The 10,924-nt window shown below is 67.6% G+C and carries 13 protein-coding genes; 10 read left to right on the plus strand and 3 right to left on the minus strand.

The features are described from left to right. Positions 1-79 precede the first annotated feature (79 nt). The 3 genes from ACFWI9_RS08500 to ACFWI9_RS08510 form a co-directional block, all read right to left on the minus strand. Entirely contained in the window at positions 80-1,045 is a 966-nt protein-coding gene (locus tag ACFWI9_RS08500) for a phosphotransferase (protein WP_387159925.1), read from the minus strand. Positions 1,046-1,190: 145 nt separating this feature from the next. Beyond that, complete coding sequence (locus ACFWI9_RS08505) at positions 1,191-1,421, minus strand: hypothetical protein (RefSeq protein WP_387159927.1); 231 nt, start codon at positions 1,419-1,421, stop codon at positions 1,191-1,193. 495 nt (positions 1,422-1,916) lie between these two features. Beyond that, positions 1,917-2,657 (minus strand): NUDIX domain-containing protein, encoded by a 741-nt coding sequence (locus ACFWI9_RS08510; protein WP_387159929.1) that lies wholly within the window; start codon positions 2,655-2,657, stop codon positions 1,917-1,919. Between the two features lie 784 nt (positions 2,658-3,441). On the opposite strand from ACFWI9_RS08510, the gene ACFWI9_RS08515 reads away from it, so the two are divergent. From ACFWI9_RS08515 to ACFWI9_RS08560, 10 genes are read left to right on the plus strand one after another with little or no spacing between them, the layout of a single operon-like run. Then, positions 3,442-3,975, plus strand: coding sequence for a hypothetical protein (locus tag ACFWI9_RS08515; protein ID WP_387159930.1), 534 nt, complete (start codon positions 3,442-3,444; stop codon positions 3,973-3,975). Next, complete coding sequence (locus tag ACFWI9_RS08520; protein ID WP_387159932.1) at positions 3,921-4,826, plus strand: ATP/GTP-binding protein; 906 nt, start codon at positions 3,921-3,923, stop codon at positions 4,824-4,826. The genes ACFWI9_RS08515 and ACFWI9_RS08520 overlap by 55 nt, the downstream gene beginning before the upstream one ends. A 19-nt stretch (positions 4,827-4,845) precedes the next feature. Next, complete coding sequence (locus ACFWI9_RS08525) at positions 4,846-5,565, plus strand: SAF domain-containing protein (protein ID WP_387159933.1); 720 nt, start codon at positions 4,846-4,848, stop codon at positions 5,563-5,565. Next, a complete protein-coding gene (locus ACFWI9_RS08530; RefSeq protein WP_387159934.1) occupies positions 5,565-6,389 on the plus strand; it encodes a hypothetical protein in 825 nt (274 codons plus the stop codon). The genes ACFWI9_RS08525 and ACFWI9_RS08530 overlap by 1 nt, the downstream gene beginning before the upstream one ends. After that, positions 6,379-7,878, plus strand: a complete 1,500-nt coding sequence (locus ACFWI9_RS08535) for a CpaF family protein (RefSeq protein WP_387159936.1) — start codon at positions 6,379-6,381, stop codon at positions 7,876-7,878. Before ACFWI9_RS08530 ends, ACFWI9_RS08535 begins: the two co-directional genes overlap by 11 nt. Beyond that, a complete protein-coding gene (locus tag ACFWI9_RS08540; protein WP_387159937.1) occupies positions 7,875-8,822 on the plus strand; it encodes a type II secretion system F family protein in 948 nt (315 codons plus the stop codon). Before ACFWI9_RS08535 ends, ACFWI9_RS08540 begins: the two co-directional genes overlap by 4 nt. Then, positions 8,819-9,703: a type II secretion system F family protein gene (locus tag ACFWI9_RS08545; RefSeq protein ID WP_387159939.1), complete on the plus strand. Its 885-nt coding sequence runs from the start codon at positions 8,819-8,821 to the stop codon at positions 9,701-9,703. The genes ACFWI9_RS08540 and ACFWI9_RS08545 overlap by 4 nt, the downstream gene beginning before the upstream one ends. Before the next feature lie 39 nt (positions 9,704-9,742). After that, positions 9,743-9,958, plus strand: a complete 216-nt coding sequence (locus ACFWI9_RS08550) for a hypothetical protein (protein WP_387159941.1) — start codon at positions 9,743-9,745, stop codon at positions 9,956-9,958. After that, positions 9,958-10,383, plus strand: coding sequence for a TadE/TadG family type IV pilus assembly protein (locus ACFWI9_RS08555; RefSeq protein WP_387159942.1), 426 nt, complete (start codon positions 9,958-9,960; stop codon positions 10,381-10,383). Before ACFWI9_RS08550 ends, ACFWI9_RS08555 begins: the two co-directional genes overlap by 1 nt. A 5-nt stretch (positions 10,384-10,388) precedes the next feature. Next, on the plus strand, positions 10,389-10,898 hold the full coding sequence (locus tag ACFWI9_RS08560) for a TadE/TadG family type IV pilus assembly protein (protein WP_387159944.1): 510 nt from the start codon (positions 10,389-10,391) through the stop codon (positions 10,896-10,898). Positions 10,899-10,924: the final 26 nt, after the last annotated feature.

Consider the following 10,924-nt stretch of genomic DNA (forward strand, 5'->3'; position numbering starts at 1 on the left):
CTCGGGCGGGTGGGGGCGGCGGGGGCTGGTGTTGGGGGGGGGGGGGCGGGGGGGGCCCCCCCCCCCCCCCCCCCGCCGGCTAGCGGGCCGCGTAGGCGGCCTGGACTTCGTCGAAGCGGTCGGTCCACCAGTTCAGCAGTGCCTCGTCCGTCAGGAACATCTCGCCGAAGGCGGGGTCCTGGCGGTCGAGGTAGAACTCCAGCTGCCAGAAGTCGGTCATCCGCTTCCACCACAACCGCTTCACAGCATCGGCGAGATCCCCCTCGGACAGATCGATCACGGACCGATAGCCGACGCAGAAGGCAGCGACGCGGTCGAGGTCGAGGACGCCACCAACCCCGAACTGCACCTGGGCGGTCCGAGCGACCTCCTCCCCGTACGGCCGGACACCGAGCCGGTCCCAGTCCAGGACCGCCACCACCCGGCCGTCCTGCCGCAGCAGGTTGCGGTACTGGAAGTCGCCGTGCGTCCACCCATAAGGCCCAGCCGGCACTTCGCCCTCCGGCCGGGCATGAACGTGCCGTGCGAGGAGACCGCGTCGGTCGTGCAGGGCCTCGGTGGCGGCCTTGTCGAAGTCGGTCACAGGGTTGGTCGGCAGGCGACCCGAGAGAGCGACAGCGGCCCGGTCGGCCTCGGCCACATCGCGGACTGTCGCAGCCGGCGCCTGCCCCGGGACCGGGCCGGGGCCGTGCCGACGCAAGCCCTCGTGCAGACCGGCAAGGAGAGCACCGAGATCGCGAACCTGGTCAAGAGTGAGGTCCGTCCCTTGGACATGCTCGCCATCCACCCAAGGCAGGATGCAATAGCCGTGACCTCCGACCTCGGCCACGAGCTCCCCGCCATCGGCGGGCAACGGCGCCGGGACCGGGAGTCTCTCGCGAGCCAGGTCCGCCAGGACCGCAAGGTTCCTGCGGACCTTCGGCAAAGGAACGTCGGTGATCTCCTTCACCGCGTACGTCCCGACGGCCGTCTCCAGCCGCCAGTTCCGGTTCATCAGGCCGTGGGCAAGGAACTCCCGATCGCGCACCTCACCCAGCCCGAACATACGGGACAGGGTTGGGAGAGCCGCCAGAAGGTCATCTTCACGGGTCGCGTCGGTCACCCCAAGCACGTTACCCCCACGTCGTTTCCCGCACCGGAGTTCGTCAAAGGCTGACTGGCCTCGGGGAGGGTTGCATTCAGCTTGTTCTTTATCTTCGACGCTCTGCTGCTCGGTCGGTCGGGCCCATGAAGGCGTCGAGCTCTTCGATGATCTTGCGGAGTTCGCGGGCTCCGCGAGGCGACATTGCTCGGATCACGCCGTCGAGTAAGGAACGGGCTTCGAGGGGGTTGCCGCAGCAGTACCAGTGCACGTTGCCGAACTCGTCGTCGTGCCAGAGCTCGCGCGCGGGCTTGTGGACGTAGTCCTTCCACATGTGCAATGCCGCGCTGGTGTCTCCCGGCTGGAGGTAGTTCCGCGTGCGTTCAAGGCTAACGATCTCGGACAGCGCACGTGAGGAGAGGCGGTCGATGGTCGGCCTTGAGCGTTGTGACTGTTTCCGGTCCGGGATGCTGGCCCGGATGTGTCCTGGCCGTCTACGCGGCATGGGCCTTTCGGTTGGTCGCCATGCCGTACATGGTGCCACGATCTCGAACGGTGTCTCGAACAGGTTCGCTCGCCTGGGGATTCGCCCGACATGGGGGCGGCCTTCGCCTGATCATGTGCTCCGACCAAGGTGCACGTGACCACGACGAAGGCCGTGAGGGGGAGTCTGCTAACTGATGCTGTCCGGCAGGATCCGTTTGCGGGACTGTCACGCTTCCCTACGTTGTTCTGTGGGACGTGGTGAGCCCTTCGTATGGTTGACCCGCCCAGGGGCGTCGGGTGTGGCTGAGCTCGACGAACGTGGCCGCGGCTTCCTCGCCAGCGCGTGACTCTATTGGCCCACGGAGAAGCGGCGGACGATCGGCTCCAGATAGTCCGCGTGCGGACCAGCGAGCCCGGCCAGTTCGTCCGGTGAACGCACCAAGGCGATGTCATCGAGTTCAGGTTCGCGACCCTCGTCGCGATCGGCTGCCACAGCCGCAGTGAAGCCTGCGCGCAGCGTTGCTTCGGGGAGGGCCGGAGCAAGGTACGTCAGACCGACGCTGCCGTTCTCGCCACGGGTGACGACCCACAACTGCAAGTCATCGACCACCGCGTCGACTCCCAGCTCCTCGGCAAGCTCGCGTGCGGCTTGGCCGACCAGCGCCGACTCGTCAAGCACCGCCCCGTTCGGGGGAGGCTCCACAGACCCGCCCGGCAACTGCCAACGGCCCGGAGCGGCAGTGGACGGCGACATCCTCGCCGCCAGCACACGACCATCGACGGTCGGCTGGACGACGTTCACGAACAGCGACGGCAGCGCGGTGGCGCCGGGAACGTGACGCAGAGCGTAGTGCCGGTACGTCACACGCACCCAGGAAAGACGCAGGATGCGCGGGTCGACCTGCTCCAGTCCCCCACACGCCACCACAGGCCCGTCAAACAGGGTCGGGTTGGCCCGCACCGCAATGTCCCACACCCGGTCCCGGGCCTCAGCATCCTGGGGCGGCAGCGGCGGCTCCGCAGATTCAACCAACAGAAGCCGTTCCGCGTCGAAGAGGTCAATGCCCACGAGGGGCAGCGTCTCAGTCACCAGTCCATCGTAGAACTCAACTCAGCACGCGTCCTCGCCATCTTCCGCCCTTCGGTGGCCGTTCACCGTCGTCATCTTCGTCGGCTTCTGGGAAGAGAAGGCCCCCCTACATCTACCGACGCTGCTGCATCGCGTTTCTCTTCGCCCCACCGTGCTGACAGACGATCTTCCCCGTGGACTCCTCCCCACGACCAGCACGAGCACCTCGAGGACCGATCACACCAGCCCTTTCAACTGCGGCTTCAAGTTGGCGGAGGAGGCTCAGTGACTACCAGCTTCTTCGAGACCATCACCGTCGCAGTCGAGCCACTCGCACGCCGGTGCATGAGGGGCGGAGGAATCGGTCGGCAAGGCGACTCACCCGCGGCTCGGGGCTGGTCACGGTACCTGACCGCCACGTATGCCACGGCCTTCTTTGTGGCCCCTTGGTTGCCGGACGGGGCAGCGGAAGAAACCGTCGGGCGCGGGTCTCGTTCATTTGGAGGGAGGGCGGAGAACTTCAGGGTCGCTCGATGCACGAGGCAGCACGGCACTACACCTGACAACAAATCGACATTCACCGTCCGGGTGTGACCGGATTAGTCCGGAGTTGTTCGAGTGAACTCAAGGATATGGCTGGGAAGTTGGCTGGCATATGCGTAATCTTGCGGCTACGGATACGTATCACCGCAGGTTGTTGCCGTGCTGGCGGCCATGCCATCGCGCCGTTCGGGGAGACAACGTGACACGTGCAGAACGAGGGACAGCAAGGTTCGGCTTTCGCAGCACCGCTCATGGTCGGAATTTGGCAATCGTGCTTGCTATCGTCGGCGGTTTCGCTTCGTTGAGCGGCTGCACCCAAGAGGGCTCGTCACCGAAGCCGATTGTCCAGAGGGCAACGGGCGCTCCCACCGCAGTCGCGACGGCTGATGCAGAGGAGGCCGCGGTCATCGCGGCATACACCCACTCCTGGGAGGCGCAGACCGAGGCCTACAGCAAGGCCTCGTCCGCAGGAACCGACCTGCGGAAGAGCACCACTTTCAAAGCCCTGGCCGGCATCGAGCGCGACCTGTCAGCCATGCAGAAGGCTGGGCAAGTGACCACCGGGCAGCCGGCGATCGATCCGAAGGTCGTCACGGTGACCGACGCCAAGATTCCCAAGGCCACGGTCTCGGACTGTGTGGACACCACCAGGTGGGCCCTGATCGACAAGGCCTCGAAGAAGAAGGTCCCGCTGCCGACGGAGCGACTCATCAAATACGTCAGCACCGCGACATTGGAAAAGTGGGGGACAACGTGGATGGTCACCGAGTTGACCGCGCAAAATCAGGCCTGCTGACCCAGCACTTCACCATACTCACGGGCGCCGCGATCCTGGTCCTGGCAGGGGCAGGGGCCTCGTACGCCGACGACGATCCGGACATCGATGCCGGGACGTGCAAGGTCCAGGTCAGCAAGTTCTGTGTCGGTGTCGGCGTGGGTGACGAGACGGGTGGCGGCGGGCAGGCGGGGGGCTCACAGGGCGGCGGCAGTAGTGGCACCAAGCAAGAGTGCCGTTACACCAAGGTGGAGCCTAAGCCGCCGGCCGAGCACCTGGCCTGGAAGGGCAGGGACCCAAAGAAGCACGACATGTATTTCAGGGAGTGTTCCCTCGATGGCCCGGTCGATCCTGACGGTTTCATCGTGGTGCCTGAGGGCCAGGCTCCTGTTCCTCAGGTGGATCCCCAGGAGTTGGCGCAGCGCGCGGTTGATTCGATGACGTTGCTTGGTCCGGACGTGGTGAGCCCTCGTGCGGGTGGCAGGTACACGGTGGGTGTTCCGATGTGGCTCTGGGTTGGTCAGGGAGCCACCACGTACGGCCCCAATGTCGCGTCGGCTTCTGCGGGTGGGGTGACGGTCACCGCGACGGCGAAGGTGTTGAAGATCGTGTGGGCGATGGGCGACGGCTCCAGCGTGATGTGCGGCGATCCCGGGACGCCTTACCAGGCATCTGATGGCATGGCGCAGTCCCCGACCTGCGGTCATGTGTACTCCACGACCTCAGCTGGCGCGCCGAACGGCAAGTACCCGGTGACTGCGACCTCGACATGGACGATCAACTGGCAGGGCGGCGGACAAGCTGGCCAGCTCACCGAGGTCCGGCAGACGAACGTGCAGGTGGCTATCGGCGAGCTCCAGGTCGTCAGGTAGACGCCGGAAGGAATCAACGTTGAGCAAGACCAGTGAGCAGGCTGGCGTTCCCAGTGTCAGCACCGTGCCCCTGCAGGGGCAGGTGGCCGGGCCGGTCGTTCCCCCGCGGGTCGCGGCGCGCAGGCGCCGGCCCGGTGTCATCGCGCTGTCTCTCGCGCTGATCGCCGCCGGCGGGGCCGGTGTGGCGGTCCTCATGCTGCAGGTGGGGCACCGCACCCAGGTGGTGACCGTCGTGCGCGATGTCCCGGTGGGTCAGGTTCTGACCCAGCGGGACCTGGGTACGGCGTCGCTCGCTCTGGATCCGGCGGTGAAGGCGGTGCGCGCGGAGGACTTGGACGCCATGGTGGGGCAGCGTGCGGCTGTCGGGCTGAAGCCCGGGTCCCTTCTCGCGCCGTCGCAGGTGACGAGGGAGTCGTTGGTGAAGGCTGGTGAGCAGTTGGTGCCGATCGGGCTGAAGCCCGAGCAGGTCCCGGCGACGGCTCTGGTCGCGGGGCAGCGGGTCCAGTTGGTGCATGTGGATGCGCCGGGTGCGACGGGGACGAGTGCGGGTTCGGGTGCGGCGCCTGATGCTCCGCCGAAGACCATCACGGGGCGGGTGGTGAAGGCGTCGGCTGCGGCTCCCGGTACCGGGATGGTGGTGGTCGATGTCGCCACGTCCACGGCCGAGGGTCCCACTGCTGCCGCGTGGGTGGCGGCGGGCGCTTTGCGTCTGGTCCTCGATGCCCCGGGTGGCAGCTGATGGCGGTCATCGCGTTGGCCGGGTGCAGTGGTGCGCCGGGCGTGACCACGACAGCGCTGGCTCTGCTGCTGTCGTGGCCGCTGGAGCCCGGTCGGCGGATGATCTTGACGGAGTGCGATCCCGATGGCGGGGCGGTGCTGCATGGTCTGCTTCAAGGCACTCTCGGCGACCGGTATGGGCTGCGGAATCTGTCGGTGGCGGCGCGCAAGGGCGAGTTCGGCGACGCCTTTTGGCGCCAGTTGATTGACCTGAGCAGTGAGGACGGCCAGGCGGGTCCTCATGAGCGGCTGCTGCTTCCGGGGATCACCGATCCCGCGCAGGCAGCGAGTCTGGGTTCCCTGTGGCAGGCGTTGGCCGTGATGTTCCGCGGCATAGAGGCCGACCACGGCCACGATGTCCTCATTGATCTCGGTCGGCGCGGCGCGGTCGGCCCTTCCGGTGCCCTCGTCGAGAAGGCCGACGCGGCGATCGTGGTGGTGCGCAACACGCTGCGGTGTCTTCAGGCCGCGCAAGGTCGGGTGGCCGCGCTGGAGGAGAGGGTCGGGGATGTCGGGCTGATCGTGATCGACGAAGGGCCCTACCCTGCGGGCGAGGTACAGCAAATGCTCCAGGTGCCTGTGGTGGCGACCTTGCCGTATGCGCCGAGGGATGCGCGCGTTCTTTCCGATGGGGCCGATCAGCCTCGCCACTTCACACGGTCGCCTCTGATGAAGGCGGCTCGTACCAGCGCGACGCTGCTGGTCCAGCGGGCGGCGATGCGTCGGGCGCGTCTGGGTGCCCGTGGTGGCGATGCGGGGACTGCGGGGGTGGCGCATGCGCGGTAGGCCTCTGCATCCCAATCCCGTGGTGGTGGCGCCGCCGAGGCGTCCTGTGCCGTCTGTGCCGCAGTCGGCGAACGGTACGGGTCCGGGTTCCGGTTCGGCGTCGGGCACCGAGGTACTGGGCTCGGATGCCCCTCGGGTCGTCGTCGACTATCGACGGGCCCGGCACATCGCTGCCCAAGTGGCCAAGCAGCGCGAAGAGCTTTTGAAGACAGCGCCGGGCCTGGATCGGGCCAGTGAGGAGCAGCGCTGCCTGGATTGGATCACCGAAGCGGTCGCGGTGTGGTCGGATGCCACCGCCATGAGCCCGCAGGAGGACGAGGCGCTGCGGCGCGCCGTCTACGACCTGCTGTTTCGGGCGGGCCGACTCCAGCCGTACCTGGACGATGAGCGGGTCGAGGACATCATCATCCAGGGGCCTAACGAAGTGTGGCTCGACTACGGGGACGGCGAGCGTCGCATGGTCGGGCCGATCGCCGAGTCGGAAGAGGAGCTCTTGGAGCTGCTGCGTGAGTTGGCGCGTAGTTCCGGGCACAGCGAGCGCACCATCTCCACGGCGAACCCCACGCTCGCGCTGTCGTTGCAGGACGGCTCCCGGCTGCAGGCCATCACGGGGCTGGGTCCGAAGACCTACGCGGTGATCCGCCGCCACCGGGTCTCCCACGCCGGCCTGGACGATTTGGTGCGGCTGGGCACGCTCGACCCGATCCTGAGGGAGTTCCTTGGGGCCTGTGTGCGGGCGGAGAAGAACATCATGATCGCGGGCAAGCAGAAAGCGGGGAAGACGACCCTGCTGCGGGCCCTGCTGAAGGAGTTCGACGCGGAGTGCCGGTTCGCGACCGTGCAGACCGAGGACGAGCTGTTCTGCCACGACAACGGCTACCACCGGCAGGTCGTCTCCCTGGTGGGGCGGGAGTCGAACGGTGAGAAGGACGCCATGGGGCGCAGCGCGGGCGAGGTCACGCTGTTGGACCTGATGCATCCCGCGCTGCGGATGTCGCTGGAGCGGATCGTGGTCGGCGAGGTCCGCGGGCCGGAGGTCGTCGCGATGATGCAGGCCTTGACGAACGGTTCCGGTGGCAACCTCTGCACGATCCACGCCCGTCGACCGGACATCATCTTCGACCGGATCGCGGAGCTGTACGCGCTCGCCCAGGGCAACTTGTCCGAGCAGCTCGCCTACCGGCAGACCGCCAACGGGCTGGACTTCATCGTATACGTCGACATGACCGACGAGACGCAGATCGGAGGCCGCCGCCACCGGTACGTCTCCCACGTCCTGGAGCTCACCGGCGTCGGTGAGTCGGGCAGGCCCGCGACGAACGAAATCTTCTCCCCAGGGCGCGAGTTCGGGGAACTGCGCGCGGTTCCCCGCATGGACCCGGGCTGCGTGGACGATCTGCGCCGGGTCGGCTTCGACTCTGCGCTTCTGCAGCAGTCCTACGGGTCTTGGCCGGCGCCGCTGCCGTTGAAGGTGGAGGCCAAGCGGTGATCTTGCTGTGGGCGTTGCTGAGCGGGATGGCCGCCGTCGGTGGGCTGATCGGTGTCGTCGTCGGCCTGGTGGGTACCACGGCGCCACAGCGGGCGGGGTCCTTGTGGCAGCGGTGGATGGCGCTGCGGGGCATGAATCAGGCGGAGGACGTGCGGCTGCGTCGGCGCACCCTGGCCGTCGCGGCGATCGTGGTGTTCGTCGCGGTCTGGCTTGCCTCGGGGAACTTCGTCGGCGCGGCGTTGCTCGGGTCAGCGGTGGTGGGGGTGCCGTGGCTGATCACCCCGGCTCAGATCGCCAAGGAGCGCATCGGTCAGCTGGAGGCGCTGAGCGAGTGGGCCCAGCGGCTGGCGGGGTTGCTCCGGCTGGGGATGGGCCTGGAGCAGGCGATGATCAGCAGTCGTAAGGGGGCGCCGGACGAGCTCGCTGCGCAGATCGTCAACCTGTCGGACCGGCTGAAGCTGGGATGGCGGCCGGAGGAAGCGCTACGGGCCTTTGCCGATGAGCTGGACGATGTGACCGCTGACAAGGTGATCGCGGCGCTCATCTTGTCGGTGAACGACCGTGGCCCGGGACTGGCCCAGGCACTGGAAGACCTGGCCGGCACGGTCCGTGTCGAGGTGGCCCGCAAGCGCGGCATCGAGGCCGATCGTGCCAAGCCGCGGACGACAGTGCGGTGGATGTCCATCATCACGGTCGCCGTCGTCGCCGCCGGATTCTTCGTGCCGTCCTACACCAAGCCGTACGCCACGTTCCTCGGTCAGCTCGTGCTGGCCTTCCTGGCGGCCGGTTTCGTCGGGGTCCTCGCGCTGATGCGGCAGCTTGGAGCCTTCCGTCGTATCCCGCGCTTTCTCGTGACCGACCCGGCCAGCAAGGTGCGTCTTCCTGTGGCTACGGATCGGCAGAGTCCGGGCGTAGCCCGTGTGATGGACGGAGCCGGCCGGTGAACGTGTTCGTCGTCGTGGCCACCGGCGGGACGATCGGGGCCGGAGTCGCCTTGCTGGTCGCCGAGCTCCTGCGTCCGCAGCCCGCGCTGGCGCCCGCTCTCGCCCGCACCGCCCCCGTCTCGTTGACGATGCCGGAGCCGGAACTGGACCGCGAAGAGGCATGGGGCCGGTGGCTGCTGGCCCGTCTCGAGCGAGTGCCGGGCGTGAGGATCCCGACGAAGAACCTGGCCCTGATCGGACAGGGGCCGGGCCAGTTCATGCTGAAGAAGACCGCGCTCGCCGCGCTCGGTCTGCTCTGCCCGGTCATCGCCACGATTCCGTGGATCATCGCCGGCGTCTCGCTGCCGTTCTACGTACCGGCCGTCGTCGGACTCGTGGTTGCTCTGCTGTTGTTCCTCACACCCGATCTCGCCGTGCGCGACCAGGCCAAGCGGGCACGCGAGGAGTTCGCGCACGCGGCCTGCGCCTACCTGGATCTGGTCGCACTCAAACGGGCTGCTGACGCCGGTCCGGCCGAGGCCTTGGAGAAGGCCGCCGAAGTCGGACGCGGATGGCCCTTCGTGCTGGTGCAGGGAGCGCTGCGCCGAGCACGGCTGGAGAAGATCCCGCCGTACCAGGCGCTCACCGAACTCGCCGCGGAGTACGACCTTCCCGTGCTCGACGACATCGCCGACATCATGCGCGGCTCCGCCACCGACGGCGCCGCGGTGTACGCGGCGCTGCGCGGCCGTACGGCGGCGCTCAATGCCGAACTGCTGGCTGATCAGGCAGCCGAGGCGAACGCTGCCAGCGAGAAGATGACCGCGCCCGGGGCCCTGCTCGCCGTGCTGGTGATGCTGCTGATGGCGTTCCCTGCGGTGATCCGCATGCTGGCCGTCTGAACGCTTTGACTCACTCACTTTTCTCTGGAGGGGAACACCATGAAGCACACCGCAGACCGCATCCGCCGCTCGGTGATCGGCCTCACCGTACGGGTGCGGCAGGGGCTGGAAGAGGCGTCGCGGCGGCCCGACCGCGGTGACGTCAGCACGACGACCGTCATCATCTGGGTCGCAGCCGTCACCGGTGCGGTGCTGATCGCGGGGACGATCGCCATCGTGATCGCCAAGTACAACGCACAGCTGTCGAACCTGTGATGGCTCCCTCAACGCGGCTGACGGCCTGGTGGCGCAGGCGCATCCGGGACGGTGATCGGGGTGATGCCGCCATCCAGATGGCGATCATCTACCCGTTCGTACTCCTGCTCACGGTCGCGGTCATCCAGGCATCCATGTGGTACTACGCGCGGCAGATCGCGCTGACCGCGGCCCGTGAGGGCGTCACCGCAGCCCGGTCCTACCAGGCGAGCCCGGCTGACGGAGCGGCCCAGGCCCGGGATGTGCTGGCGCGTACGGCGGGTGACAGCTTGGCCGGTGCGAGCGTGTCCGTCAGCAGCAACGGTCAGCGGGTGCGCGTCGAGGTGTCGGGCACGGCGCAGTCGATGATTCCCGGGGTGGACGGATTGCGTATCACGCAGTCGGCGTCCGGCCCCGTGGAGAGATTCACCATCCCAGGAGGGTGATACGCGTGCATGTGAAGGCCCGGTTGCCCGGAAGTGTGCGTGACGATGCGGGCAGTGCCGCGATCGAGGCGGCCGTCATCGTCCCGTCGCTGATCATGTTCCTGTGTCTGGCGATCGCTGGCGGCCGCATCGTCACGTCCGGTGCGAAGATCGACTCTGCGGCGGAGGACGCTGCACGGGAAGCGTCCATCCACCGCACCGTGGCCTCCGCCCAGGACGCCGCGCACGCAGCAGCACGCGAATCGCTGACCGATCAGGGCATCCGGTGTGCGTCCTCCGATGTCACCGTCAACACGGGCGGTCTCAGCGTGCAGGTCGGGCAGGTCGGGACCGTGACCGTGACCGTGACGTGCACGGTCACCCTGTCGGATCTGCTGCTGCCTGGAACTCCCGGTGCCCGGACGCTCAGCTCGACGGCCACGTCGGTGGTCGACCAGTACCGTCAGAGAGCTCTTGGGTTCGCGAATTCTGAAGGGTCATGGAGTGCGAACCGAAGCGTGGGTACCGAGCCGTGAGCGCGCGGGGGTACTTGGGTTCAGGT

The organism is Streptomyces sp. NPDC127084 (genome assembly GCF_042724175.1).
Lineage (GTDB): Bacteria > Actinomycetota > Actinomycetes > Streptomycetales > Streptomycetaceae > Streptomyces.